The organism is Kribbella sp. NPDC003557, assembly GCF_040610805.1.
GTDB lineage: Bacteria > Actinomycetota > Actinomycetes > Propionibacteriales > Kribbellaceae > Kribbella.
Genome location: NZ_JBEXMY010000003.1, coordinates 126982 through 151590, shown reverse-complemented (window position 1 = coordinate 151590; position 24609 = coordinate 126982). Strand labels below are relative to the sequence as shown.

General features: G+C 67.2%; 28 protein-coding genes. 10 read left to right on the top strand and 18 right to left on the bottom strand.

Features of this window, described 5'->3' with window-relative positions; genetic code table 11:
- The first annotated feature begins 7 nt into the window (after positions 1-7).
- Positions 8-1009, top strand: a complete 1002-nt coding sequence (locus tag ABZW60_RS12620) for an endonuclease/exonuclease/phosphatase family protein (RefSeq protein ID WP_355476178.1) — start codon at positions 8-10, stop codon at positions 1007-1009.
- Here the strand turns inward: ABZW60_RS12620 and ABZW60_RS12615 are convergent.
- Positions 1006-1911, bottom strand: a complete 906-nt coding sequence (locus tag ABZW60_RS12615; protein ID WP_355476176.1) for a DUF2785 domain-containing protein — start codon at positions 1909-1911, stop codon at positions 1006-1008. The genes ABZW60_RS12620 and ABZW60_RS12615 overlap by 4 nt on opposite strands.
- Before the next feature lie 115 nt (positions 1912-2026).
- Between ABZW60_RS12615 and ABZW60_RS12610 the strand changes: the two genes are divergently transcribed.
- The 3 genes from ABZW60_RS12610 to ABZW60_RS12600 all read left to right on the top strand — a co-directional run bounded on the left by ABZW60_RS12610 (position 2027) and on the right by ABZW60_RS12600 (position 5456).
- A complete protein-coding gene (locus tag ABZW60_RS12610) occupies positions 2027-3505 on the top strand; it encodes a histidine kinase N-terminal domain-containing protein (RefSeq protein WP_355476174.1) in 1479 nt (492 codons plus the stop codon).
- Between the two features lie 135 nt (positions 3506-3640).
- Positions 3641-4468, top strand: a complete 828-nt coding sequence (locus ABZW60_RS12605; RefSeq protein ID WP_355476172.1) for an SAM-dependent methyltransferase — start codon at positions 3641-3643, stop codon at positions 4466-4468.
- A gap of 91 nt (positions 4469-4559) precedes the next feature.
- Positions 4560-5456, top strand: coding sequence for a helix-turn-helix transcriptional regulator (locus ABZW60_RS12600; RefSeq protein ID WP_355476170.1), 897 nt, complete (start codon positions 4560-4562; stop codon positions 5454-5456).
- Between the two features lie 61 nt (positions 5457-5517).
- On the opposite strand, the gene ABZW60_RS12595 is transcribed toward ABZW60_RS12600, so the two are convergent.
- On the bottom strand, positions 5518-5769 hold the full coding sequence (locus tag ABZW60_RS12595) for a WhiB family transcriptional regulator (RefSeq protein ID WP_130383822.1): 252 nt from the start codon (positions 5767-5769) through the stop codon (positions 5518-5520).
- A 464-nt stretch (positions 5770-6233) separates the two neighbouring features.
- On the opposite strand from ABZW60_RS12595, the gene ABZW60_RS12590 reads away from it, so the two are divergent.
- Positions 6234-6569 (top strand): hypothetical protein, encoded by a 336-nt coding sequence (locus tag ABZW60_RS12590; protein WP_355476168.1) that lies wholly within the window; start codon positions 6234-6236, stop codon positions 6567-6569.
- A 6-nt stretch (positions 6570-6575) separates the two neighbouring features.
- Here ABZW60_RS12590 and ABZW60_RS12585 read toward each other — a convergent pair whose 3' ends face one another.
- The 8 genes from ABZW60_RS12585 to ABZW60_RS12550 form a co-directional block, all read right to left on the bottom strand.
- Positions 6576-7364, bottom strand: coding sequence for an RNA polymerase sigma factor SigF (locus ABZW60_RS12585; RefSeq protein ID WP_355476166.1), 789 nt, complete (start codon positions 7362-7364; stop codon positions 6576-6578).
- The gene (locus ABZW60_RS12580) at positions 7361-7753 is read right to left on the bottom strand and encodes an anti-sigma regulatory factor (RefSeq protein WP_355476164.1); all 393 of its coding nucleotides are present in this window, start codon (positions 7751-7753) and stop codon (positions 7361-7363) included. Before ABZW60_RS12580 ends, ABZW60_RS12585 begins: the two co-directional genes overlap by 4 nt.
- 98 nt (positions 7754-7851) lie before the next feature.
- Entirely contained in the window at positions 7852-8628 is a 777-nt protein-coding gene (locus ABZW60_RS12575; protein ID WP_355476162.1) for an amino acid ABC transporter ATP-binding protein, read from the bottom strand.
- On the bottom strand, positions 8628-9590 hold the full coding sequence (locus ABZW60_RS12570) for an amino acid ABC transporter permease (protein WP_355476160.1): 963 nt from the start codon (positions 9588-9590) through the stop codon (positions 8628-8630). Before ABZW60_RS12570 ends, ABZW60_RS12575 begins: the two co-directional genes overlap by 1 nt.
- Positions 9591-9600: 10 nt before the next feature.
- Positions 9601-10500: an ABC transporter substrate-binding protein gene (locus ABZW60_RS12565; protein WP_355476158.1), complete on the bottom strand. Its 900-nt coding sequence runs from the start codon at positions 10498-10500 to the stop codon at positions 9601-9603.
- Between the two features lie 168 nt (positions 10501-10668).
- Positions 10669-11424, bottom strand: coding sequence for an amino acid ABC transporter ATP-binding protein (locus tag ABZW60_RS12560; RefSeq protein ID WP_355476156.1), 756 nt, complete (start codon positions 11422-11424; stop codon positions 10669-10671).
- Positions 11425-12252 (bottom strand): amino acid ABC transporter permease, encoded by an 828-nt coding sequence (locus ABZW60_RS12555; protein WP_355476154.1) that lies wholly within the window; start codon positions 12250-12252, stop codon positions 11425-11427.
- A 5-nt stretch (positions 12253-12257) separates the two neighbouring features.
- Positions 12258-13097, bottom strand: a complete 840-nt coding sequence (locus tag ABZW60_RS12550; protein ID WP_355476152.1) for an ABC transporter substrate-binding protein — start codon at positions 13095-13097, stop codon at positions 12258-12260.
- 201 nt (positions 13098-13298) lie between these two features.
- Here ABZW60_RS12550 and ABZW60_RS12545 point away from each other — a divergent pair, with 201 nt between their 5' ends.
- Positions 13299-14498, top strand: a complete 1200-nt coding sequence (locus ABZW60_RS12545; RefSeq protein ID WP_355476150.1) for an NADP-dependent malic enzyme — start codon at positions 13299-13301, stop codon at positions 14496-14498.
- A 39-nt stretch (positions 14499-14537) separates the two neighbouring features.
- On the opposite strand, the gene ABZW60_RS12540 is transcribed toward ABZW60_RS12545, so the two are convergent.
- Genes ABZW60_RS12540 through ABZW60_RS12515 form a run of 6 tightly spaced genes read right to left on the bottom strand, consistent with a single transcriptional unit; the run spans position 14538 to position 20289 of the window.
- Positions 14538-15218, bottom strand: a complete 681-nt coding sequence (locus ABZW60_RS12540) for an HD domain-containing protein (RefSeq protein WP_355476149.1) — start codon at positions 15216-15218, stop codon at positions 14538-14540.
- Positions 15219-15245: 27 nt separating this feature from the next.
- A complete protein-coding gene (locus ABZW60_RS12535) occupies positions 15246-16130 on the bottom strand; it encodes a radical SAM protein (protein WP_355476147.1) in 885 nt (294 codons plus the stop codon).
- 45 nt (positions 16131-16175) lie between these two features.
- Positions 16176-17609 (bottom strand): TIR domain-containing protein, encoded by a 1434-nt coding sequence (locus ABZW60_RS12530; protein WP_355476145.1) that lies wholly within the window; start codon positions 17607-17609, stop codon positions 16176-16178.
- Between the two features lie 56 nt (positions 17610-17665).
- Positions 17666-18247 carry a CYTH domain-containing protein gene (locus ABZW60_RS12525; protein WP_355476143.1) on the bottom strand — a complete coding sequence of 194 codons (582 nt, stop codon included), beginning with the start codon at positions 18245-18247 and terminating at the stop codon, positions 17666-17668.
- Positions 18244-18864: an ATP-binding protein gene (locus ABZW60_RS12520; RefSeq protein WP_355476141.1), complete on the bottom strand. Its 621-nt coding sequence runs from the start codon at positions 18862-18864 to the stop codon at positions 18244-18246. Before ABZW60_RS12520 ends, ABZW60_RS12525 begins: the two co-directional genes overlap by 4 nt.
- Positions 18865-18870: 6 nt before the next feature.
- Complete coding sequence (locus tag ABZW60_RS12515; protein WP_355476139.1) at positions 18871-20289, bottom strand: radical SAM protein; 1419 nt, start codon at positions 20287-20289, stop codon at positions 18871-18873.
- A gap of 132 nt (positions 20290-20421) precedes the next feature.
- On the opposite strand from ABZW60_RS12515, the gene ABZW60_RS12510 reads away from it, so the two are divergent.
- The 4 genes from ABZW60_RS12510 (at position 20422) to ABZW60_RS12495 (ending at position 22753) form a co-directional block, all read left to right on the top strand.
- Entirely contained in the window at positions 20422-20826 is a 405-nt protein-coding gene (locus tag ABZW60_RS12510; RefSeq protein WP_355476137.1) for a hypothetical protein, read from the top strand.
- A 21-nt stretch (positions 20827-20847) separates the two neighbouring features.
- On the top strand, positions 20848-21816 hold the full coding sequence (locus ABZW60_RS12505) for a zinc-binding dehydrogenase (RefSeq protein ID WP_355476136.1): 969 nt from the start codon (positions 20848-20850) through the stop codon (positions 21814-21816).
- A complete protein-coding gene (locus tag ABZW60_RS12500; RefSeq protein WP_355476134.1) occupies positions 21817-22320 on the top strand; it encodes a GNAT family N-acetyltransferase in 504 nt (167 codons plus the stop codon).
- A 133-nt stretch (positions 22321-22453) separates the two neighbouring features.
- Positions 22454-22753: a WhiB family transcriptional regulator gene (locus tag ABZW60_RS12495; RefSeq protein ID WP_355476133.1), complete on the top strand. Its 300-nt coding sequence runs from the start codon at positions 22454-22456 to the stop codon at positions 22751-22753.
- Here ABZW60_RS12495 and ABZW60_RS12490 read toward each other — a convergent pair.
- Together ABZW60_RS12490 and ABZW60_RS12485 are read right to left on the bottom strand one after the other, a co-directional pair.
- The gene (locus tag ABZW60_RS12490; protein WP_355476132.1) at positions 22731-23270 is read right to left on the bottom strand and encodes a GNAT family N-acetyltransferase; all 540 of its coding nucleotides are present in this window, start codon (positions 23268-23270) and stop codon (positions 22731-22733) included. The two genes, ABZW60_RS12495 and ABZW60_RS12490, sit on opposite strands and share 23 nt — an antisense overlap.
- Positions 23271-23292: 22 nt before the next feature.
- Positions 23293-24528, bottom strand: coding sequence for a sodium:proton exchanger (locus tag ABZW60_RS12485; protein ID WP_355476130.1), 1236 nt, complete (start codon positions 24526-24528; stop codon positions 23293-23295).
- Positions 24529-24609 lie beyond the last annotated feature (81 nt).

The window sequence follows — 24609 nt, the reverse complement described above, 5'->3', positions numbered from 1 at the left end:
TTGGTGCATGGATAACACTGCTGTACCTATTGATCGCTCGCTGCGCTCACGAAGGGCATGGTTCGTGCGGCGCGTCGTGCTGTCCGTGCTGTTCCTCGTCGTCGTTGCCGTGCCGCTGTATCCGGAGCTGTTCGGGCTGGACGAGGTGACGCCGTTCGCCCAGCTCGCCGCGTTCCGTCCGCAGGGCCTGGTCGTCGTCCTGGTGCTGTCGCTGCTGATGCTGGTACGCCGGGGCTGGCGGATCGCCGCCGCGCTGGTCGCCGTCCTGGCGCTGGTCGGTGCGGGGCTGACCGCGCCGCGCCGTCTCTCCGACGCGCGCCCGGCGCCGGCCGGGGCCCGGGTGCTGACGATGATGGTCGCCAACGTGCTGGGCGGTGGCGCCCGGGCCGCGGACGTGGCGCAGCTGATCCGGGACCACAAGCCCGACCTGGTGTCGTTGCCGGAGGCCCAGGTCGACGTGCGCGAGGAGATCCGGGCGCAGCTGCAGGACCAGCAGTACAAGGGGTTCACGGCCCAGCCGAGCACCGCCGTCGAGAGCGCGACGAGTGTGCTGGTCGCGTCGTCGCTCGGCGCGGTCACGTTCGGGTCGGAGGACGGGACCGCCTTCGGCAACATCGTCGTCACCGGCGGCACCCTCGGCCCGATCCGGCTGATCGCGTACCACGGGTACCCGCCGCTGCCGGACGCGGTGACGACCTGGAAGAAGGACCTGCAGACGGTCCGCCGGTGGTGCGCGCAGAACCCGCCGACGGTCGTCGCGGGCGATTTCAACGCGACCCTGGACCACGCGGACTTCCGGCAGGCGCTGGGCGGCTACTGCCGCAGCATCGGGCCGACCGTCGGCGGCGGGCTGCGCGGCACCTGGCCGGCCGACCAGCCGGCGCTGCTGCGCACACAGATCGACCATGTCGTGGTGTCGCGCCAGTTCCAGCCGGGCCGGTTCTCGACGTACCCGATCCAGGGGACCGACCACCGGGCCGTGGTTGCGACAGCCGCAATAGAGGGCTAGGACGGATTCGTGGCCGGCCGGTAGATGTACGGCTGGGATGCCTGCACCGCCTCGGTCAGCATCAGCAGCAGGTCGGCCCGGGCCTCGATCGGGCGGCCGAACAGCTCGTCGTCGCCCGGGATCGGGAAGCCCTTCACCCCGATCGCCAGCTGGCTGAGCAGGACGTGCAGGACACCGCGGGCGTTGAACACGTTCGGCGTCGGCCACTCCGGCAGCGTCTCGTGCATCAGCGGCTGCTGCGCCGCGGTCGCCGCGATCGGCTTCAGCCAGCGCTCGAGCTCGTCGCTGGTCAGCATGTTCCGGTGCAGGATCGTCATCACCGCGTGCGCGACCCGGTCGTGCTCCTCGTGCACCCAGCGGTACGGCGTGTCCTTGACGATCCGGTCCGCGAGGACGTCGAGCAGCGCCCGCAGGACGCCGGTGTCGCAGTGCCGGGACCGCGCCAGCGCACCGATCGCGTCGGCCCCGTGCGCGACGGCGTGCGCCCAGCCGCAGTCCTCGACGTACCCGCGCAGGTCGCGTTCGCGCAGCAGCCAGGTCGCCAGCCGGTCGCCCCAGCGCATCACCACCTCGTCGTGCACCAGGAACTCGGCGTTGTCGCGGTGGATCACCTCCGCCAGCGTCAGCGCGGTGAACGACCGCCGGAAGACCGTGTCGGTGCCGTCCTCACCGAGGCCGTAGTTCAGTCCGGCGCAGAGGCCGTCACCGAAGCCCGGCAACAGGTCGTCGTACACCCCACGCTCCAGCCAGGTGGCGAGCGTCGGGTAGGCGAGCGCGTCCCGGACCTGCGGGTTGGTGCTGGCCAGCCCGCGGACGAGCTCCTCGGTGAGTTCGGTCAGCGTACGGTCGTGCGGGACCGCGTAGTCCGCGGCCATCACGTCCTGCCAGTACGTCGACTCCACCCGAGCATCCTTTCATCTGTCGCTGATCAATCAACACCCGCACACGCCCACTTGTCGAGCTGACCCCGAGCGGACCACCCCGGAGGCTGGTATAAGCCCTCGGTAGCATCGGAGCGTGCCGTCTTTGACCGATGTGGCGCGCAACCACACCACGCTCGACCAGGCCGACCTGGACCGCCTGCAACTGCTCGTCTCGGACTGGCAGATGCTGGCCGACCTGTCGTTCGCCGACCTGGTGCTCTGGTTGCCCGACACCGAAGGGCTGGGGTTCTGGGCCGGGGCGCAGATGCGGCCGACGACCGGGCCCACGGCGTACCTCGACGACATCGTCGGCAGCTTCATCCCGCGCGGCCGCCGGCACCTGCTGGACCAGGCGTACGACGGCGGCCGGATCTGCCGCGAGGGCGACCCGGAGTGGCGCGACGACGTCCCGGTGCGGGTCGAGACGATCCCGGTCCGCCGCGGCTCCCGGGTGATCGCGGTGATCGCGCGCAACACCAACCTGCTCGGCGTCCGGACGCCGAGCCGGCTGGAGATCGCGTACCTGCAGAGCGCGACGGACCTGGCCCGGATGATCACCGACGGCATCTTCCCGTACGGCGGGGAGCGGCTGCTGTCCACCACGCCACGGGTCGGCGACGGCTGCATCCGGGTCGATCGGCACGGCATGGTGACGTTCGCGAGCCCGAACGCGTTGTCCGCGTACCGCCGGATGGGGCTCGTCACCGACCTGGTCGGCTCGCGGCTCAAGGACGTCACCGCCGAGCTGCTGCAGGCCGGGCACAAGGTCGACGACGTGCTGGCCTCGGTGGTCACCGGCCGCGCGGCCAAGGAGATCGAGATCGAGAACTCCGACGCCACGCTGTTCCTGCGCGCGATCCCGCTGCGGGCCGAGGGCCAGCACGTCGGGGCGCTGATCCTGCTCCGCGACGTCACGGAGCTGCGCAGCCGGGAGCGGGAGCTGGTCACCAAGGAGGCGACCATCCGGGAGATTCATCATCGCGTCAAGAACAACTTGCAGACGGTCGCCGCGTTACTCCGGATGCAGGCCCGGCGGATCACCGTCCCGGAAGGACAGGCCGCGCTGGCCGAGGCGGTCCGGCGGGTCGGGTCGATCGCGATCGTCCACGAGACGCTGTCGGAGTCGTTCGACGAGCACGTCGACTTCGACGACGTGGCGGACCGGGTCGGCGCGATGGTCGCGGACGTTTCGACGGTCGCGACCGCCGTGGAGACCCGGCGCAGCGGGTCGTTCGGCGTGCTCGACTCGGAGATCGCGACCCCGCTGGCGATGGTGCTGACCGAGCTCATGCAGAACTCGGTCGAGCACGCGTTCGGCGCCCGCGACGGGGCCGAAGCGAGCGGGACGATCGAGCTCACCGCCGAGCGCTCGGTCGGCCGGCTGCACATCGATGTGATCGACGACGGCAAGGGGCTGCCGACCAACTTCGACTCCGAACTGTCCGGCAATCTCGGTCTGTCCATCGTCCGCACGCTGGTGCTCGGCGAACTCGACGGCACGCTGGCGTTCGGGGACCGCCACGACGGCCGCCCCGGCACCCAGGTCACCCTGGACATCCCGGTCAAGGACTGATCCGGCCCGGCGTTGCGCCGGCCGCCGTGGCAGAGCGATCGCTTGATTGTCGCCGACTTGCTACACAGTGTGTCCACACGTCCGTGCGTACCCCTACGATGACCCCAAGACTCCCCGACCAAGAAGGCTTTGCCGATGGCGACCTCAGACGCTCCGGATGCCACTCCGAGCTTCGACACTTCCCAACCGACCATCGCTCGCGTCTACGACGCTCTGCTCGGTGGCAAGGACAACTTCGCCGCCGACCGCGAAGGGGCGGCGATGTACCTGAAGTACGTGCCGGATGCCGGCCGCTGCGCGATCGAGAACCGTGAGGCCCTGGTGAAGGGCGTCCACTATCTCGCCCGCGCCGCGGGGATCGACCAGTTCCTCGACATCGGCAGCGGTCTGCCGACCCAGAAGAACACCCACGAGGCGGCGCAGGAGATCAATCCGTCCGCCCGGGTGGTGTACGTCGACATCGACCCGATCGTGCTCGCGCACGGCCAGGCACTGCTGGCCACCAATGCCAGCACCATCGTGGTCACCGCCGACCTTCGTGAGCCGCAGGCGATCCTCGACAACGAGGAGATCAGGGCGCACCTGGACTTCAGCCGTCCGGTCGCGCTGATGATCGTCGGCATCCACATGCACTTCCACGACGACGAGAAGCCGGACGAGTGGGTGCGCACCCTGATGGACGCGCTCGCGCCGGGCAGCTACCTGTTCATCACCGACTTCGTCGACACCGGTGAGCAGCTGCAGAAGAACATGGAGCGTGCCGGTCTGGAGAGCCTCGGCAACGGCTGGATCCGGACCCCGGAGCGGATCGAGCAGCACTTCCTCGGCCTGCCGCTGGTGCCCCCGGGCCTGGACTTCCTCGCCCGCTGGTTCCCGGAGGAGCCCGACGCCGACGTTCCGGACGCGGCGGAGCTGCAGCCCTGGCAGCGGATCCTGATGGCCGGAATCGCCAAGAAGGAGTGATCGTCTTACCGCGCCGTGCGTGCGCGCACCGACGCAGCGTGACGCGTGCGCACGGCGTTGTGAGATTCTGTCGGTGGCTGGGGAGGTGGGTGTGACCGAGTCGGGCGCGCAGAGCGGGCCGACCGCACTGCGCATCATCCTCGGATCACACCTGCGCCGGATGCGGGAGGCCGCGGGTGTCAGCCGGTCCGAGGCAGGCTGGGAGATCCGCTCCTCGGAGTCCAAGGTCAGCCGGATGGAGCTCGGCCGCGTCGGCTTCAAGGAGCGCGACGTCAAAGACCTCCTCGCGTTCTACGGCTTGGACGACGCCGAGGAACGGGAGCGACTGCTCGCCCTCGCCCGGGAGGCCAACAACCCCGGCTGGTGGCACCGGTACGGCGACGTGCTGCCGAGCTGGTTCCACTCGTACCTGGACCTCGAGGCCGCGGCGCAGCTGATCCGTACCTACGAGCTGCAGTTCGTCCCCGGGCTGCTGCAGACGGAGGACTACATCCGCGCCACCGTCCAGCTCGGTCGTGGCGTGATTCCCGCCGACGAGGTCGACCGGCGGGTCGCGCTCCGCGTCCGTCGGCAGACCGTCCTGACCCGTCCGAACCCGGTGCGGCTCTGGGCCGTGCTCGACGAGTCGGCGCTGCGCCGGCCGATCGGCGGGGAGAAGGCGCTGGTGCGGCAGATCGAGCACCTGATCGACATGACCGAGCTGCCCCATGTCACGCTGCAGGTGATGCCGTTCACGATCAGCAGCAACTCCGGGTCCGCCGGGGCGTACACGATCCTTCGGTTCGAGGAGCAGGACCTGCCCGACATCGTGTACATCGAGCACCTCACCAGCGCGCTCTACCTGGACAAGGTCGAGGACCTCGATCAGTACACGGAGACGATGGAAGCCCTCTGTATCGCCGCACCGCGGCCGAACAAGACCCGTGACTTCCTGGCCGGCGTGCTCAAGACGATGGGCGCCGCCCCTCGGTCCTTCGCCGTCCCGTGACGGCCCCGGGAAACACAAAGGCCCCGCGGTACTTTCCGCGGGGCCTCGAAGGAGGACTTGCTCAGGCGGTGCGGATGCGTTGACGGGCGTTGCGGCGCTTCAGCGCGCGGCGCTCGTCCTCGCTCAGGCCGCCCCAGACACCGTGGTCCTGGCCGGCTTCCAGCGCCCACGCGAGGCACTGCTCACGCACGTCGCAGCGTCGGCACACCTGCTTGGCCTCCTCGATCTGCATGATCGCGGGCCCGGTGTTGCCGATGGGGAAGAACAGTTCCGGGTCCTCGTCGAGGCATACGGCCCGGTGGCGCCAATCCATGGCGGATCCCATCTCTCTCAGTAGTTGACGTAGGCTGACGGGTAGGTCTGTGCCCAATCAGCAGTGCTGTACTCGTCGGTTCGTGAGGCACGGGGGTCGGTGCCGCGTCTTGTTGTGAACGCTTTCACGAACGAGACCATGTTCCCAATCTTGGGGGATCGAAACAAGGGTTATGGAGTTGTCGATCCGATCACAACGCTTCCTTAACACTCCGAACTGGCACACGGCGGTTCTCCCCATCCGGTAATCGGACGGAGCGGCCCTTCCGCAAGCACCCGTTCACTGCAAGTAACCGCTGCAACCTTCTTTTGGTTACGCACAACCTCAAATCCCTGTAGGGCCGAGGTTCACGGACCCACTCGGGCACCGGGCACTAAGCTGGCGAAGTGCCGACCGACTCCCCAGCTGCCGCAGTCCCGAGACCGCTCAAATTAGCCGCGGCAGTGGTCGCTGTGGAAGGGCTCGTGCTCATCGTTCTCGGAATTGCCGAAGCCTTGACGATTCACAGCGCCCGGCTGGTGCTCGGACTGACCACGGCCGGCTTCTTCCTGGTGTACGGCGTGGCGCTGGTCCTGGTCGCCGTCCGTGGCCTCTGGCGGGCCGCCCGGTGGAGCCGCGGGCCGACGGTGTTCACGCAGCTGATCCAGCTCCTGATCGCGTACAGCGTCTGGAACGGCGGCGCCCGGGCGATCGCCGGCGCGCTCGCGGTCCTGGCCCTGACGGTCCTGGTCTGCGTTTTCCAGAAGGTCTCCACCGACGCCCTGATCGGTGGTGGGTCCAACGACCACCCGGTCCTCTAGGGCCGGCTACTCCTTCAGCAGGCCGGTGCGCAGCTCGGTCAGAGTGCGGGCCAGCAGGCGCGAGACGTGCATCTGCGAGATGCCGATCTCCTCGGCGATCTGCGACTGCGTCATCCCGCGGAAGAACCGCAGCGTGAGGATCCGCTTCTCCCGGGTGTCCAGCTGCGCCAGCAGCGGTTTCAGCGACTCCCGGTACTCCACGCTCTCCAGCGCCTCGTCCTCGCCGCCGAGGCCGTCCAGGACCGTCGTCGCGTCGGTCTCGTTCTGATCGGGAGCGTCCAAGGACAAGGTGTTGTACGCGTTCGCGGACTCCAGGCCCTCGATCACCAGATCCGGCGAGAGCCCCAGGCGCTCCGACAACTCCGCCACCGTCGGCGCCCGGCCGAGCTCCTGGGTCAGCTCGGCGGTCGCGGCGGTCAGCGACAACCGCAGCTCCTGCAGCCGCCGCGGCACCCGGATCGCCCAGCCCTTGTCCCGGAAGTAGCGCTTGATCTCGCCCAGGATCGTCGGCGTCGCGTAGGTGGAGAACTCGACGCCGCGATCGGAGTCGAACCGGTCGATCGCCTTGATCAGGCCGATCGTGGCCACCTGGACGAGGTCGTCGTACGGCTCGCCGCGGTTGCGGAACCGGCGGGCCAGGTGCTCCACCAGCGGCATGTGCAGCGCGACCAGACCCTCGCGGGCGGCGGCGGACGCCGGATCGCGCCGGCCGGACGCCATCTGCTGGAACAGTGCGGCGGTCCGGGTCCGCAGATCGGGGGAGTCCTGGGACTCGCCCAGGGGCTCGTCGGTCACGCGGTCTCCGTCGCGGTCGCGGTCGCCGTCACGGTGATGGTCAGCCGGCCCTCGACGGTCTCGGCGGCGGCCGACTCCACGAGGGCGGTCAGCACGGTCCAGCCGAACGAGGTGGTGTCCGGGCGCCAGCCGTTCGGGACGACGGTACTCGTCCGCACCGTGAGCTGCGGCGGCGCGATCTCGAACACGCACTCCAGCACGCCGTCGGCCGACTGCGGCAGCAGCAGCGAGCACGCCTCGTCGACGGCGATCCGCAGGTCGTCGATCGCGTCCAGCGTGAAGTCGTTGCGGGCCGCGAGGTTCCCGACCACCGACCGGGGTACGGCGATGTAGGCGCCGTCCGCCGGGATACTCAGGCGGACCTCGGCGGCTCGTCCCGTGCTGCTCACATCGTCTCCCTCGGATCGACCTCCCACGCCGTACATCATCCAACCTCAACGCGTTCGATGCACGGCGGGCGGGGCCGACCGGGGCGAGAAAAATCCGGCTACGGGTGTTCGTGCTCCGACCGGAGGCGGGACAGGAAGGCCTGCGTGCGGGAATGCTGCGGGTTCCCGATCACGTCCTTCGGCGGGCCGGCCTCGACCACGACGCCGCCGTCCATGAACACGACCGTGTCGGCGACGTCGCGGGCGAACGACATCTCGTGGGTCACCACGATCATCGTCATCCCGTCCAGGGCGAGCTCCCGCATCACCGCGAGCACCTCGCCGACCAGCTCCGGGTCGAGCGCCGACGTCGGCTCGTCGAACAGCATCAGCTTGGGCTGCATCGCCAGCGCCCGGGCGATCGCGACCCGCTGCTGCTGGCCGCCCGACAGCTGCGCCGGGTAGGCGTTGCACCGGTCCGCGAGACCGACCCGGTCGAGCAGTTTCATCGCCCGCTCGCGGGCCGTCTTCTTCGACTCGCCCTTGACCTGCGTGGGCGCCTCGACGATGTTCTCCAGCGCGGTCTTGTGCGGGAACAGGTTGAACCGCTGGAAGACCATCCCGATCTCCCGCCGCTGGGCCGCGATCTCCTTGTTCTTCAGGCGGTACAGCTTGCCTTCGCGTTCGGAGTACCCCATCAGCTCGTCGTCGACCCAGATCCGGCCGCCGTCGATCGTCTCGAGCTGGTTGATGCAGCGCAGGAAGGTCGTCTTGCCGGAGCCGGACGGACCGAGCAGGCACACCACCTGCCCGCGTTCGACATCCAGGTCGATGCCCTTCAGCACCTCGTTGTGGTGGAAGGACTTGGTCACGTTGACCGCGTGCACCAGCGGCATCAGGCGCCTCCTGCCCCGGCCGGCCGGGCGGCCCGCGGCGCCTTGCCGGTCCCGAATCCCCGACCGAAGTGCCGCTCGAGGAAGTACTGCCCGACCATCAGCACGCTGGTCGCGGCCAGGTAGTACAGCGTCGCGGCGACCGCGATCGGGAACGTCTTGTAGAACGTGCTGCCGATCGACTGCAGCTGGTAGAACAGCTCGCCGATCACCGGGACCGCGAGCAGCAGCGAGGTGTCCTTCAGCATCGCGATGGTCTCGTTGCCGGTCGGCGGCACGATCACCCGCATCGCCTGCGGCAGCACCACCCGGCGCATCACCTTGCCGTTGCTCATCCCGAGCGCTTCCGCGGCCTCGGCCTGGCCCCTGTCGACACTGAGGATGCCGGCCCGGGCGATCTCGGCCATGTACGCCGCCTCGGACAGCCCGAGACCGATGACACCGGCAACGATCCCGGTGAACACCTGGTTGGCGTCCAGGGTGAAGAACCGCCAGTCGCCGGACATCCCGAGCCAATCGATGATCTTCCAGTCGAACGGGATCCCGAACTGGATGCCGTCGGTGAACAGGATCCCCAGGGTGCCCATCGTGAACAGCAGGATGTAGCGCGGGATGCTGCGGAAGAACCAGGTGAAGACCCAGGCCGTCCCGGACAGGATCGGGTTGTCCGACAGCCGCATCACGGCCAGCAGTACACCGCCGCCGACACCGAGGATCATCGACAGCACGGTGACCAGCAGCGTGCCCTTGAGGAACCCGTTGATCACCGGCTGCTGGTTCATCGCCTCGAAGACGAAGTTCCAGTCGAACGCTTTGTTGGTGACCAGCAGATGCACCAGCATCGCGACCAGCACCACGATCACCGCGATCGCGACCCAGCGGCCCGGGTGCCGGACCGGTACGGCGTCGATCGCGCCCGGCCGCTCGGGAGCGTCCTGCGGCCGGGCTTCAGTTTCCGTGCTCATGACAACGAACTCACGGGTTGACGGCGAAGTCGGTGATCGCGCCCGAGTCGTTGTTCCACTTCTGCAGCGTGCTCTTGTACGTGCCCTCGCTGTCCAGCGACTTCAGTGCCTCGGTGATGGCCTGCGCGAACGCGGTCTCCTTCTTCGGGACCACGTAGCCGTACGGCGCGGCGTCGTAGATGTCGCCGAGCTGCTCGAGCTGTCCGTTGGTCTGCTTGATCGCGTACAGCACGACCGGGGAGTCGGCCAGCATCGCGTCGGCCTTACCGGCCACCAGGTCCGCGGTCGCCTGGTCCTGCTTCTCCCGGACGACCAGCTTGATCTCGGGCTTGCCGGCCGTCTTGCACGCCGCCTGCCGCTTCGGGATGTCGTCCTCGAGCTGCGTCGTGCCCTTCTGCACCGCGACCGTCTTGCCGCACGCGTCGTCGGCGTTGACGCCCTTCGGGTTGCCCTTCGCGGTCGCCCACAGGGTGCCGGCGTTGAAGTAGCTGACCATGTTGACCTGCTGCTTGCGCTTGTCGTTGATCGTGAACGACGAGACGCCGACGTCGTACTTGCCGCCCTGGACACCGGTGATGATGGTGTCGAACCCGGCGGGCTGCCACTCGACCGTGACGCCGAACTTCTGCGCGACGGCGTTGAACAGGTCGACGTCCATGCCGACCACGGTCTTGCCGCCCTGCAGGAACTCGTTCGGCGGGTAGCTGGCGTCGACGCCGACGACGATCTTGCCGGCCGACTTGATCTTGGCCGGCAACGAGCCGCTCAGGTCGGGCCCGCTCGCCGGAGCGCTGGAGGGGGCGCTCGACGAAGAGGTGGACGAACCACCTTCGAGAGAGTTCGAGCCGCACCCGGCGGCCGCGAGAACCAGGACGCCGGACAGCACCAGCGTCCTCCGCAGGACAGACATCTAGTCCTCCAAAACCGGGCACCGGTCGGCCCGGTGCCATGTGTCCGCATCTTGACACAGCGACCCGCGGACAGCGCACGGAGGAACCCCGAACAGAGACCTATTCGTAGCATCGACCCCTGTCACGCTGCGTGCCCGGTCATCACCCGGGCACACAGCGTGATGGCGTCAGCCGGTCGGCTCGACGTGGGTCGGGTCGAGCACCCGGCGGAGGAAGGTCCGGGTGCGTTCCTCCTTCGGGTCGCCGATCACGTCGGCGGGCGGGCCCTGCTCGACGATCACGCCGCCGTCCATGAACACCACCCGGTCCGCGACCTCGCGCGCGAAGGCCATCTCGTGGGTGACGACCAGCATCGTCATCCCGTCCAGCGCGAGCTTGCGCATCACCGTGAGCACGTCGCCGACCAGCTCCGGGTCGAGCGCCGACGTCGGCTCGTCGAACAGCATCAGCGCCGGGTCCATCGACAGCGCGCGGGCGATCGCGACCCGCTGCTGCTGGCCGCCGGACAGCTGCGCCGGGTAGGCGTCGATCTTCTCGCTCAGCCCGACCCGCTCCAGGTTGGCGCGGGCGATCCGGTCCGCCTCCTCCTGACCGCGCTTGAGAACGGTGCGCTGGGCAACGGTGCAGTTGCCCAGCGCGGACAGGTGCGGGAACAGGTTGAACTGCTGGAACACCATGCCGATCTGCTGCCGGGCCGCGTCCAGGTGGCAGTCCGGATCGGTGATGTCCTCGCCGCGGACGATCACCTGCCCCTCCTGCGGTTGCTCCAGCAGGTTGACGCAGCGCAGCAGCGTCGACTTGCCGGACCCGGACGGGCCGATCACGCAGACGACCTCGCCCTGCTCGACGGCGAAGTCGATACCGCGCAGGACGTGGTTGCTGCCGAAGGACTTGTGCAGGTTCTTGATCTCGACCAGTGCCATTTAGCGCGTCCTCGCCGTCCGTGCCTCGAGCCGGCGGGCCAGGATGCCCAGCGGCAGGGTGATGAGCAGGTAGCAGAACCCGCAGACCACGATCGGCGTCAGGTTCGAGTACGTGTTGGCCAGGTCCCGGCCGAAGCCGGTCAACTCGTACCCGTCCGCGGCGACACCGATCATGAACACCAGCGAGGAGTCCTTCACCAGCAGGATCAGGTCGTTGGTGAGCGGCGGCAGCACGATCCGGAACGCCTGCGGCAGCACGATCTTCCGCATCGCCAGGCCGGCCGGCATGCCGAGCGACCGGGCCGCCTCGACCTGTCCCTTCGGCACCGCCTGGATACCGGCCCGGATCACCTCGGCCATGTACGCCGACGCCACGATGCCGAGCGCCAGCCACACCACGCCGTACGGGTCCCAGGGAATCGTCATCCCGGGGAACGCCAGCGGCAGCAGGCTGAACGCGATGAACACCACGATCGCCGGCAGGCCGCGGAAGAACTCGATGTACGCCGTCGCGATCCACCGGTACGGACCGACCTGGCTGAGCTTCATCAGCGCCAGCAGCGTGCCGCCCGCGAGGCCGATCACGAACGCGCCGGCGGTGTACTCGAGCGTCTTCACCAGCGCCTGCAGGACGCCGTCCTGGAACGTCGACTTGATGAACTCCGGCTTGAAGAAGACGCTGACGATCTGGCCCCAGTTCGCGCTGAACGCGGCGACCAGGACCAGGACGACGAGCACGCCGTACTGGATCCAGCGGGAGCGCTGGGCCCGCTGCCGCGGGCTCAGCCCCTTCCGCTCAACAGGAGCGGTCGTCCCTGAGGTTGGCACGGTACTCACTTCGTCGGCTCAACCCCGAACCACTTCTTGTAGATCTCGTTGTACTTGCCGTCCGACTTGGCCTTGGTCAGCAGTTCGTTGAACTTGGACACCAGCTTCGGGCCGCTGCCGTCCTTGAGCGCGCCGAACCCGTACTGCTCGCCGGTGTTGAACTCGGCGACGACCGCCATGTCCGGGTTCTCCTTGACGAAGTCGTACAGCACGCCGTTGTCGTTGATCGCGGCGTCGACCCGGCCGGACTTCACGTTGTTCTCCTGCAGGGCGAGGTCGTTGAACGGGATCACCGTGTAGCCGTTCGCCTTGGCGTTGTCGTCGGCGTACTTCTTGCCGGTGGTGTCGGCCTGCGCGCCGAGCTTCTTGCCCCGCAGGTCGGCCAGCGACTTGATGCCGGAGTCCTTCTTGGTCATCAGCACCTGCGTGGCGTCCATGTACGGCTCGGTGATGCTGATCGCGGCCTGACGCTCCTTGGTGATCGTCATCGCGCCCATGCCCATGTCGCACTTCTTCGCCTGGAACGCGGCGCCGGAGGTGACCTGGGCCCATTCGATGTTGACCACGTCCTGCTCCAGGCCGAGATCCTTGGCGACCAGGTCGAGCAGGTCCACGTCGAAGCCGACGACCTTGGTGCCGTCCTTGTACTGGAACGGCTTGTACGGCAGGTGCGTGCAGACGGTCAGCTTGCCGGGCTTGACCAGCGTGATGCCGGCCGCCTGCGCCTTGTCCTCGGAGCCACCGCTGCCTGAGTCGCTGCCACAGGCGGAGAGCGTGAGCGCGAGGACGGCGGCTGCTGCGGCCGCCTGCACACGGCGCTTGCGGAGAGTGGGGACGATGTTCATCGCGGATTCTCCTCGACAGGGGTTGTGATTCCGAGAATCCTGGCACATCCGGGGGGATGTGGGACCCCTCACAGCAGACCAGTTGTCCCTGTGGTTTACTCGTGACCGACGGGTGACCCCCTGGCAACGGCGCCGTTCGACGCACCCTCATCGAACGCCCACCATCACAGTTCCGCTCGAATTCCCCCGAAGGGTCCCCGCATGGTCGCCCAACCTGTTGAGTCGTCCGTTCCCACTGATCCCTACGCCGGTGACGCCGTCTTCGAACTGCACCGCGGCGGCAAGATCGAGGTCACGTCCGCCGTCCACGTCCGCGACGCCGACGACCTGTCGAAGGCGTACACGCCCGGCGTCGCCCGGGTCTGCACCGCGATCGCCGAGGACCCGTCGCTGGTCCGGCGCTACACCTGGAAGTCGAACGTCGTCGCGGTCGTCACCGACGGCACCGCCGTCCTCGGCCTCGGCGACATCGGCCCGGCCGCGTCGCTGCCGGTGATGGAGGGCAAGGCCCTGCTGTTCAAGGAGTTCGGCGGCGTCGACTCGGTGCCGATCGCGCTGGACTGCACCGACGTGGACGAGTTCGTCGAGACGGTCGCGCGGATGGCGCCGACCTTCGGCGGGATCAACCTGGAGGACATCTCGGCGCCGCGCTGCTTCGAGATCGAGCGCCGGCTGAAGGAGCGGCTGGACATCCCGGTCTTCCACGACGACCAGCACGGTACGGCGGTCGTCGTCCTCGCTGCTCTTCGCAACGCTTTGAAGGTCACCGGGAAGTCGATCGCGGACATCCGGGTGGTGATCTCCGGTGCGGGCGCGGCCGGCGTCGCGTGTGCGCGGATCCTGCTGCAGGCGGGCGTGGGTGATCTCGCGGTCGTGGACAGCAAGGGCGTGCTGCACGAGGACCGCGCCGATCTGAACCCGGTGAAGCTGTCGCTCGCGCGGGACACCAACACCGGCGGTCTGTCCGGCCGGCTGGTCGACGCGCTCGCGGGCGCGGACCTGTTCCTCGGCGTCTCCGGCGGCACGGTCCCGGAGGAGGCCGTCGCGCAGATGGCCGACGACGCGATGATCTTCGCCCTCGCGAACCCGAACCCCGAGGTCCACCCCGACATCGCCCACCGCCACGCCGCCGTCGTGGCCACCGGCCGCTCCGACTTCCCCAACCAGATCAACAACGTCCTGGCCTTCCCCGGCATCTTCCGCGGCGCCTTCGACGCGAACGCCAGCCGCATCACCGAGGGAATGAAACTGGCCGCCGCCGACGCCCTCGCCGGCCTGATCACCCCCGACGACCTCCGCCCCGACTACATCATCCCGTCCCCCTTCGACCCCCGAGTAGCCCCCGCCGTCGCGGCGGCCGTTGCCACCGCCGCCGAATCTGAAGGTGTCGCGCGCCTGTAGAGGGGCCGACCGAGGCTAAGTGCGACTCGAGGTCCGCGATCAGCGGACCGAGGCCAGATCGCCGACCTGCTGCCATTCTTCGTCGAAGTCGGCGAGGAATCGCAGCAGCCGGTCGTGGCGGATATCACCTAGTCGACGCCCGGTGGATGTGGTGAGCCGGTCTTTCAGCAGCAGCAACTTCTCGTGGAAATGGTTGATCGTCGTGCCGGTGCTGTTGAGATAGGTGTCAAGACTGTCGTGGAGAACGGGGTCGCAGTCGGGATCATGAATAGGCCGACCGACGTGGCCGCCATAGGCAAAGGTTCGGGCGATCCCGATCGCTCCCATGGCGTCGAGCCGGTCAGCATCGCGAACGCATCGACCCTCCAGTGACAATACGACCTCTGTGACGTTGGCACCCTTGAAGGAGACGCCGCGCACTATCGCCTCCACCGCTGTGATGACGCGTTCGTCCACGCCGTTCGACGTCAGCCAGGATCTGGCCAGCTTGGGTCCTTCGTCGAAATTCCCGACGAACTTGAAGTCCTTGACATCGTGGAGCAGCGCCGCCAGCCGGACGATCCGGAGATCCGCTCGCTCCTCTTGGGCGATCATGGTGGCAAGGTGCATCACCCGCTGTGCGTGCCACCAATCGTGTCCGGTCTGCTCGCCGTGGAGCTGATCGCGGACGAACTCGGAGGTAGCGGCGACGACTGGATCGTCGTCGAAAGTGTTGTTCACAGGCCGACCCATAATGTTAGATTTTACTCACCGTAGCGGTGAACGCGATTCTGCCGCTCCGCTGCGTCTGCGGAGCCGATAGGCGCGTCCTCGGGCGTAGTCACGCAGTGCAACTCCAGGTGGAACTATATAGAGATCGGCCGCCGCAAGCTCGGCGGGTCGGTGCCATTGTGTGCACCGGGACGCGAGAAGCCGGCGGCCACGCCAGGTGAAGAGGTAGGAGCGTTTCGGGCCTTCGCGCGTCTCGGCTGCGTCAGGCAGACCCAGCAAGGTATTCGCGATCTGCTGCTGGATCGCTGCCGGATCAGGTGCCCAGTCGTCAGCCACGATTGCGAGCGCGTCCCAGCTGTCGCGGTGCCGGTCAGCGAGCGATAACTCGGCGGCGACAGTGTCGCTGACCACTGTCGACGAATCCGGCCCCGTCACGACCAGATTGAACTGGACCTCGAAACCGAGGCCGCGGGCCGCCTCCGCGTTTGCGAGCACGGTCTCCACGTCCCACCTGGTCTGGTCTGTACGTGCCGCAAAGCCGGACCGATCGAATGACGGCAGATTGGCGTGGAGTTTCGTTACGCCGGCTTCGTGCAGCGTGGCCAATTTCGCCGGGCCCAGCAGGGTCAGGTTGGAGAAGAGAGTCAAATCTGTGGCGCCCGCTGAGTGGCTCGACTCGACCAGTTGCAGCAAGGCCTGCCAATGGAGGGTCGGCTCACCGCCCGAGAACTTCGCTCGCAGGCGTCCGCGGCGGGCAGCTTGCAGGAGCAGTTCGTGGACCAGCGCGAAGTCCCAGTCCTGGCTCCGTCTCGCACCCGCGTCGCCCTGGAACTCGTTGTGGCAGAACATGCACCGCAGATTGCATTTGTCGGTGAGCAGGAATCGCAGCGTGGATCGGCCGGTCGTGTGCGGATCGTACATGTCGATCAACCTCCGGGGCGGACAACAAGTGAACAGCGCGGTTGTTCAGGGCGAATCCTGGCGAAGCTTCCGTACGACGAGGTCGGCGAACTCGGTCGGTGCGCACTGTTGCTGCGACACGTACCCGACGGTGGGATTGAGTCCTGGGACTTCGATGTCCTCGAGCAGGTACGGAAGCACGTACGCCGTACTTTGACGCTGCATCCGCGCCAGGACTGCTCGCCACTCCCAATTGCCTGCCCAGCGTGAGTCCAGGAACGCCTGGGACACCACGATGATTGCGTATCTGCTGCGATTGGCGTACGTGTCTTGCAGATATTGAGTCAGGTCTTCACCCAGCAGTGCGTACTGGAAGTCGTGGTCGTAGAAAACACGGTATCCCGCTGTCTTCAGGCGATGGCTGATCTCGAGCGCGATCTGGCGATCGGCCCCCGCGAACGAGATCGCGACGTCGAACTCGTAGCGCTCGGCGGCGATCTCATCGCAGCGTGACTTCCAGGCTCGGGCGCTCAGACCGGTTGCGGCGATATCGGTCGCGAGACGATAGGTGGCCTCCAGCGCGAGTGCAGACGCCCATGAGGCTCCTGTGCCGGTGCGTACTCCCACCGACGGACCTGTCCAGGCCATGAGGTCACGAGAGAAGCCTTCGACGAGTTCCCTGCCGAGGAGTGAGCCGAGCGGTGCGGTTGGCGGCGCGTGGTGCCGCGCGATCAGGTAGAAAAGCGGTCGCCAAACCACTGCGTGCCACGTGGGTTGTGCGTAGACGACGATCGATCTGTCTTCGAGCAGCAATCGACCGGAGGTGTGACTGTCGGCGAGCGCGGAATCGAGCAACTCGCGAGAGTGCGGAACGTGGCGAAAACAGTCCGGCGATGTGGTGGTCAGTTGATGTAGCGCATGCGCAAGCAGGAGCCGCTCTTCTCGAGACACGCCTCGGGTTTCGAGAAGAGCGGCAATGTACTTCGCGGTTCCCAGGACTGCGAGATTCACTGTCGCTGTGTCGAGCAAGCCGGCGGCTCGCGCGCGAGTCAAGGCGAAGCTCGGGTAGAAGGCAAACAGCGGCTGAGGAGCCTCGCCTTCCCGGAACGCCCAGCCACCCGACTCTTGGTCCTGGAAGGACAGCAGTCTCCGGCAGAGAGTGGCGACCACTGACGAATGGAAAGCTGCAGTCCCTGATCGACGGAGTAGCGCCAGCGCGATCTGAGCGAGCGCCCATGATGTGGAAGCCATGTTCGGGTCGGAGTCATGGCCACGGAGATCCCCGGTCGGCCGGACCAGCGCGGCGACGTCGGCTGCGACCGTTCGCAGTTCGCTCGTCGGGATCGCCTGGACGCCGGCGAGCCCGAGCAGTACGGCGCCCGCCGTACCTGAGGCATGCTCGTCCCTCCCGAACTCATGCGCCTCGAAGCGGCCCTCGGACAGCAGCATTCGCGTTCGCAGCGAACTGATGAGTCTGTCGAACGACTCGATGCCCAGCAACGCCTCAGCTGTGCTGACGGCGCGAGATACGTCTGTCGGCCGCGAATCCATTTGCGCTACTCGGGCTCGAGCATCTCGGCTATCTGGCGCTCATGCTTCTCGCGGAAGCCCGGCTCGGTCTCGAGCCGCATGAGCAGGAGCTCTCCGTACGGGCGAGCCGAAGGATGATTCTGCAGACCGAGCAACTCGCGCTCGTGGGCGATTTCAGCCGCCGCGCTCTCGTCCTCGGCTCGGTCGACCTCCGCTTCGATCTCCAGAAATCGGCCCAGCCCACGGACATCGTCCAGCGACAAGGTCAGATGTCCGTGGCGAGCGGTCCGCCGGGTTCTGTCGAGCACCAACCCGGCTTGCAGCCCCAGGGCTTTCAGGATCTTGACCGTTTCACTGAAGCTACCGACCTCGGTCCCGTATTCGGTCCACGCGGACCAGTCTGCATTCTGGGGCTTCTTATACTCCATCCGCACGTTGCCGGCAGTGCGGCGCAGTCGCACGACGAAGCCGTCTGTCTGCATAGAGGTCGCGCCGGTTGGTCCGAGGGTCAGGTCGCACACCTGCTCCGCCGGCGACCAGTCGCGCTCCTGCTCGAGTCGATGGTAGAGCTCGGCAGATATCTCGAAGCGAAGTTCCAGTTCCATCATGCGTGCCGTTCTTGCTCGTAGTGGACGTGGTGGGGCGGTGCCGTGGCGGACCGGAAACGGGTGGTGGCGACGACAGTCGCCGAGATGAAGTCGACGCGTCGATCGAGATCGCTGTCTTCGACGGTGACAAGGGGTACTCGCCAATCCTCGGCGAGGCTGCGAATGCGGTTGTCGATCCGCTGGTGAAAGCGCTGCTCGCTGGATCGGCGTCCGTCTTCGACGAAGGGGATCAGGCCGGTCGGAAAGTAGAAATGCAGGTCGTACTCGCGAGTGAGCCGGCGGCAAGGTTCGACAAGCAACTGCTGCACGTACTCACTCCGGCCTATCGTGTCCCGTTCCAGCCAGAAGGCTGCGACATCGAGATAGGAGCGATCCGACAGGAAGGATGGAGACTGCTGCTCGCGGTCGAGCTTGCGGATGAAATATGCCAGCTCGTAGAAGGCGGTCTCGTGACTGTCCATCGCATCGAGTCCGTCGAAGCCGAGCCCGTCGAGAAGCTCGCGTCCGCCGCTTTGGTGGAAGACGTCGACGTGGCTGCGGAACGCCGGCATCGCCATGAGTTGCGTGGCGGCGGTCGTCTTTCCGGTCGAGCTTGCGCCGGTGAATGCGATCTTCACGCTCGATCAGTTCCCCGACTGGACAAAGTGCTGATCAAGGGCGGCCGGCGTCGAGTGCGGCCGCTCCAGTTGTGGCAAACCGCTGTCTTCGAGGGAGTGCGGGAAGCGCCGTTGCAGCGCGCGCAGCCGAGTTATGACCCGACGGCGGAACTCGGTTCGCCCGGGCCAGACGCTGCTCCCCCAGTAGGTTCCGGTTTCGGACCATTGTCGCTGTGTCCAGCCACTGAACTGTTGGCTCGCCGCAGCCAGTTCCTCGAACAGAGGCGTCGCAGGATAAGGAACGAAGAAGTGATGTCGCTGGTTGTTGAGCTCGAGCGGTCCCAATCTCTCCAGTAAGGCGAATGTCTTGTCGCTGTCATCAGGCGTCTCGCCCGGGATGTCGTGCATGAAGCTGGTCAGCGTGGTCACTCCTGCCTCGTCCAACGCGGCACAGGCTGCCCATGCTTCCTGCGCGGTCGATCCCTTTCTGAGAACTTTCAGGAGTCGATCGGAGCCGGACTCGAGCCCGATGAAGATCGAGGTGAAGCCGGCCTTTGGCAGCTCACTCAAGGACATGAGCTCGGCTAGTCGGATGACGTCCTTGGCACGCATGTCGCAGCGGAGCTCGACACCCGTGTCGGCTTCTATCAGAAGCTCGGTGATCTCCATGACCCGGCGCGGGTCTGACGAGAAATTTGGATCCTGGATGCTGATCAAGGCAGGACGATGCGTGCTCGCCAGCTCAACGATGCGGTCGACCACCAGTTCGGCATCGAGGCCCCGCCAGCGACGCAGACTTTGGCTCGGCTCGACGCAGAAGGTGCAGGCGTGCGGGCACCCATAACTCGTGATTGTGTGGAGCTCACGTCCGTTAGCAGCTAGATAGGTTTCGACGTCGACGAGCGAATAATCCAGCGGCGGGATGACATCCATCGTTCCGACTTTGCGGCGCTGTGTGACTGCGATGGATCCGTCCGCACGCTGCCAAGCGAGGTTCGGCACTTGCTCCAGCAAGCGATCTAGGCTCGTACGATTCTCGGTTCGAAGAGCCTTCACCAAACCAGGAACAGCCAACTCGCCAGCGCCTCTCACCACGTAGTCCGCAAGCTTCTCGGCAAAGAGCGCCGGGTAGCTGTGAGTCGCATGGTATCCACCCCAGACCACGGGGGTATCGGGGGTGAGTTGCCGCAAGAGCTGGACGGCATCGAGCGCGCTTCCCAGCGAGGGGCCGGTGAGCGCGGAGACACCGAAGAAGAGGAGATCGGCCGCGGTTGAACGAACTATCTCTTCCCAGTCAGGAGATACTTGGGCGTCGATGATGGTGACGTCGAGCCCGAGACCTTTGAGCGTCGCGCCCACTGCCATCGTTGACAGCGGAAAGAAGACACTGGCGTAACCATCTCGTCCTTTGATGTCGGAGAAGAGGACCACTCTTTTACCGGGCATCGATCGTCCTGTCGTGTCCAAGGCAGGTCTGGCGGCGTGCTTATGACTATCCACGGTAGTAGCGAGCGCTACGCTCCGTCGGGCTGCCTGGCGCGCCGTGACGCACTCCCGTGGCCGCTGTTGGTTGAGAGCATGGACGGCATGGCGAGTGAAGCTCATCTTCAGTTGATTCAAGGTGTGATCAATCGGCTGTCGTCGCAATCGACCACCGTCAAGGGGTGGTGCGTCACCGTGACCGCTGCCCTGCTCGGGTTCGGCGCCACTTCGGCGACGCCAATCATCGCTCTCGTCGCTGCGTACGTGATTGCGGCATTCGCACTGATCGACGCCAAGTTTCTTTCCTTGGAGCGCGGGTTCCGGCGACTCTATCGGCAGGCCGTCGATGGGAACCTCGCAGAATGGTCGCTGGAAACCGAGCGGCCGCGCGCTACAGACATCCTGCGCGCGCTGTTCGGCCTGCACAACATGCTGCTCTATGGAAGTTCGCTCGTAGTCACTGCTGCGGTTGGGATTTACCTCACGGTCAACAGGACCTGACCAGCCCGTAAGGTGGTTTGCATGCTTGCTGCCTACGCTGCCAAGTTCGACGCCGAGAACCCGACCGCCGCGTTGGAGGTGGGGGAGCGGCCTGAGCCGGTGGTGCCTGAGGGGTGGGTGACTGTCGACGTCAAGGCGACTGCGCTCAACCATCACGACCTGTGGTCGCTGAAGGGGGTCGGGCTGGCCGAGCAGAGTCTGCCGATGATCCTCGGATGTGACGCGGCGGGTGTGGACCCGGACGGGAACGAGGTCGTCGTGCACGCGGTCGTGTCGGATCCGGCGTGGAAGGGTGACGAGACGCTCGACCCGAAGCGTTCGCTGCTCAGTGAGCGGTACCAGGGCACCCTCGCCCAGAAGGTCGCCGTACCGGCCCGCAACGTCGTACCCAAGCCGGCCGGGATGAGCTTCGAGCAGGCCGCGTGCCTCCCGACGGCGTGGCTGACGGCGTACCGGATGCTGTTCACGCAGTCGGGCCTGAAGCCGGGTGACACGGTGCTCGTCCAAGGCGCCGGCGGTGGTGTCGCGACCGCGCTGATCACGCTGGCGCGGGCGGCCGGGATCCGGGTCTGGGCGACCAGCCGGGACGAGGGCAAGCGGGCGAAGGCGCTGGAGATCGGCGCGCACGACGCGTACGAGTCCGGCGCGCGGCTGCCAGAACGGGTCGACGCCGTCATGGAGACGGTCGGGCAGGCCACCTGGTCGCACTCGCTGAAGTCGCTGAAGCAGGGCGGCACGCTGGTGATCTCCGGCGCGACCAGCGGCCAGGCGCCGAAGTCGGCCGAGCTGAACCGCATCTTCTTCCTGCAACTGCGGGTCCAGGGCTCCACGATGGGCACCCGCACCGAACTCGCCGAACTGGTCCGGTTCATGGCGAACGCCGGCATCGCCCCGCACATCGACTCGATCCTGCCACTCGCCGAAGCCCGCACCGGCTTCGAGAAGATGAATGCGGGCGACGTGTTCGGCAAGATCGTCTTTACTGTCTGAATGCAGCCCGAGATCCGCCCGGCCACGGTCGAGGACGCCGAGGCCGGCGCGTGGTGCCATCTGCTGTGCTGGCGGGAGGCGTACGCCGGTCTCGTACCGGCCGGCCTCCTGCTCGAGCGCACGTCGGACATCGCACGCCGGATCGAGCGCTGGTCGTCGAGGCTCGCCGACGGCGCCGAACGCTGGATCGCCCTGAACCCGGACCCGGCGGCGCCGACCGAGGAGCGTGTGGTCGGCTTCATCGGCACCGGTCCCGGGCGAGACGAGGATGCGCCGGTGCCGTTCGAGTTGGAGGCGATCTACACCCGGCAGGCGTTCTGGGGGACCGGCCTCGGTGGGCGGCTGCTCGACGTTGCTGTGGGCAAGCAGCCGGCGTTCCTCTGGGTGTTCGAGGGCAACAAGCGGGCCCGGGCGTTCTACCAGCGGCACGGGTTCGAGCCGGACGGTGTCGGCAAGCACGACCCGTATTTCGACCTCTGGGAGATCCGGCTGGTACGCCGTTAGTGCCACCGGCACTCATGTGACAGCTGAAGGCTGTGACGTTTCATGGCTGAAACATTGGCGTCGCACCAGGGCAACGCGACGGGGTCAATCTGTTCTTACCGATCCGCCCGATCGATGAGGAGCAGGGGAGCCCATGAGGCCTACTTTGACGGTGATCGTTGACCCGGCCGACAACTGGATGACGAAGGCCGCGTGTGTCGGACAGGCGCCGTCGTACGACGAGAACGCCAGCCAGTGGGAGCAGCGCAAGGCGCAGGCGCTCTGCCTGACGTCGTGCCCGGTGATCGAGGAATGCCGGGAATGGGCCCGCCGGACGAAGTTCACCGGCACCGCCGCCGGCGAGAAGTTCCTGTCCGGCCGCCGCCGCGGCCGCCCCGGCCCCCAGGAACGCCGCAGCCGCCCGACCATCATCACCGAACAGCAGGCGAGCTGACCCGCAGGCCCAGCCACTGCTCGGCACCCCACGCCTCGAACCGCTCCACCTCGGCGAACCCGAGCTTGGCGGCGAGGCGCATCGAGCCGGTGTTGGCGGACTGCGTGGTGAGCACCACCGGTTCCCCGGGAAGCACGCCGCCGAGCCAGCCGAGCGCAGCCGCGCAGGCCTCGGCGGCGTACCCACGTCCCCAGGTGTGCGGCAGGAAGAGATAGCCGAGGTCGGCCTTCCCGGTGGCAGCCGGCCGCCGGTGCCCGGTCGCCCTCCTGAGCAGGACCTGGCCGATCATCGCTCCGTCGAGTTCGACGACGAAACTCCCGGCCCACTGCTCTGGCACCTCAGGCGTCTCGCGCTCGAGCTCGGCGCGCGGCCGGGGACCACCGACGTACGCGGTCACCTCGGGTGAGGCGAGCAACTCGATGAAGGCCGTACGGTCCCGGGCCTCAGGTTCGCGGAGCAGGAGCCGCTCGGTCTTGATCGGCTCAGGCGGCCACGGCACGTGCTCCAGGGGTTCCATCCGGGCACGCTAACAAAGCGGGTCAGACCTTGATGAGCTCGTTGCCTCGTTCGGCGTCGGCGAGTTCGTCGGCGGTGCGGAACGGGGCCATGATCGTCCGGACCAGGTGCTCGCGGTGGTGGATCGTCGCGCCGATCGCGAGCAGCAGGTAGATCGCGCTGATCACGTACCGGCCGCTCTGGCCGGGGACGGCGAACTGGACGGCGAACAAGCCCAGCAGCGTCAGCGCGGCCCAGCGCGGGAAGCGCAGGTTCAAAAGGATCGCGAGGCCGAGCAGGGTCTGTGTGGCGGTGAGCAGGAATTCCTCGATCTGCCGCCCGTCGAGGTGCAGCGCGACACCGCCGCCACCGAGCCCGTACGCGATCGGCAGGCTCCCGATCAGCAAGGTCCACTGGTTCACCTTGGCCGAGATCAGCAAGCCCAGCGCCGCGGCGCCCTTGCCCCGCCAGGCGAACAGCAGCGCGACGATGAACTCGGGCGCCTCGGACGCCAGCGGCGCCAGCCACTGGACCAGCAGGAACTGGTCGATGCCGAGCGCGTGCCCGCCCGCGACGAGCGAGTCCGCGAACGGCTCGGCCGCGGCCAGGATCACGCCGGCCGAGACCACGAACATGCTCGCCACGACGATCCGCCGCGCCGTCGTCGGCAGTGCGCCGATGGTCGCCGCCGGCCCGATCAGGTCCGGCTCGTCGTCGTGCTCGGACGTCGCCGCCCGGTAGAGGTAGTAGGCGAAGAAGGCGAGCAGCAGGAGCCCGAGTACCAGGTGGATCTCGCCGGTCACCGGGATCACGAACGCGACCACACCGGCGACCGCCAGGAAGCCCAGCTCACGCCGGTAGCCGGTCTCGAGGACGAGCGCCTTCACCGAGCGCCCGCTCCGCCGCGAAGCGACGTACAGGCTGATCAGGACGACGCTGGACCAGCCGAGGCCGAGCAGCAGCCGGTTCGAGCCGGTCATGTTGGCGGCGGCGTACTGCACGTACTCAGGGTTCGAGCCGGCGGTGTGTGCGAAGTACAGGTCCACCGCATACTCCGGCAGGACGGCGATGACCGCGAGCAGCGCGATCGCGAGCCCGCCCGAGATGTCCATCTCCGCCGCCTCCGCCGCCCAGGCCAGCACGAACGAGGCGGCGACCACGGCGAGGCCGAAGATCAGGATCGACGCGAGCGCCGGGGGATGGGTGCCGGTGACCCGGAGGACGACCGCGGGGATCGCCACCAGGAGCAGCAACAGGACGGGGCGGAGGGCTCGGAACACGCTTCAAGCGTGCCACCGTTTCGATACTTTCGCAATTGCGAAAGTATGAGACCGTGGTCACCACGGCACGCCGGACTGCCG

What these genes read in the sequence shown, in the direction of transcription:
- ABZW60_RS12620 (WP_355476178.1), top strand. Translation starts at nt 8, where the DNA reads ATGGATAACACTGCTGTACCTATTGATCGCTCGCTGCGCTCACGAAGG.
- ABZW60_RS12605 (WP_355476172.1), top strand. Translation starts at nt 3,641, where the DNA reads ATGGCGACCTCAGACGCTCCGGATGCCACTCCGAGCTTCGACACTTCC.
- ABZW60_RS12595 (WP_130383822.1), bottom strand. Translation starts at nt 5,769, where the DNA reads ATGGATTGGCGCCACCGGGCCGTATGCCTCGACGAGGACCCGGAACTG.
- ABZW60_RS12575 (WP_355476162.1), bottom strand. Translation starts at nt 8,628, where the DNA reads ATGCCGCTGGTGCACGCGGTCAACGTGACCAAGTCCTTCCACCACAAC.
- ABZW60_RS12570 (WP_355476160.1), bottom strand. Translation starts at nt 9,590, where the DNA reads ATGAGCACGGAAACTGAAGCCCGGCCGCAGGACGCTCCCGAGCGGCCG.
- ABZW60_RS12565 (WP_355476158.1), bottom strand. Translation starts at nt 10,500, where the DNA reads ATGTCTGTCCTGCGGAGGACGCTGGTGCTGTCCGGCGTCCTGGTTCTC.
- ABZW60_RS12560 (WP_355476156.1), bottom strand. Translation starts at nt 11,424, where the DNA reads ATGGCACTGGTCGAGATCAAGAACCTGCACAAGTCCTTCGGCAGCAAC.
- ABZW60_RS12550 (WP_355476152.1), bottom strand. Translation starts at nt 13,097, where the DNA reads ATGAACATCGTCCCCACTCTCCGCAAGCGCCGTGTGCAGGCGGCCGCA.
- ABZW60_RS12545 (WP_355476150.1), top strand. Translation starts at nt 13,299, where the DNA reads ATGGTCGCCCAACCTGTTGAGTCGTCCGTTCCCACTGATCCCTACGCC.
- ABZW60_RS12535 (WP_355476147.1), bottom strand. Translation starts at nt 16,130, where the DNA reads ATGTACGATCCGCACACGACCGGCCGATCCACGCTGCGATTCCTGCTC.
- ABZW60_RS12525 (WP_355476143.1), bottom strand. Translation starts at nt 18,247, where the DNA reads ATGATGGAACTGGAACTTCGCTTCGAGATATCTGCCGAGCTCTACCAT.
- ABZW60_RS12515 (WP_355476139.1), bottom strand. Translation starts at nt 20,289, where the DNA reads ATGCCCGGTAAAAGAGTGGTCCTCTTCTCCGACATCAAAGGACGAGAT.
- ABZW60_RS12510 (WP_355476137.1), top strand. Translation starts at nt 20,422, where the DNA reads ATGGACGGCATGGCGAGTGAAGCTCATCTTCAGTTGATTCAAGGTGTG.
- ABZW60_RS12505 (WP_355476136.1), top strand. Translation starts at nt 20,848, where the DNA reads ATGCTTGCTGCCTACGCTGCCAAGTTCGACGCCGAGAACCCGACCGCC.
- ABZW60_RS12500 (WP_355476134.1), top strand. Translation starts at nt 21,817, where the DNA reads ATGCAGCCCGAGATCCGCCCGGCCACGGTCGAGGACGCCGAGGCCGGC.
- ABZW60_RS12495 (WP_355476133.1), top strand. Translation starts at nt 22,454, where the DNA reads ATGAGGCCTACTTTGACGGTGATCGTTGACCCGGCCGACAACTGGATG.
- ABZW60_RS12490 (WP_355476132.1), bottom strand. Translation starts at nt 23,270, where the DNA reads ATGGAACCCCTGGAGCACGTGCCGTGGCCGCCTGAGCCGATCAAGACC.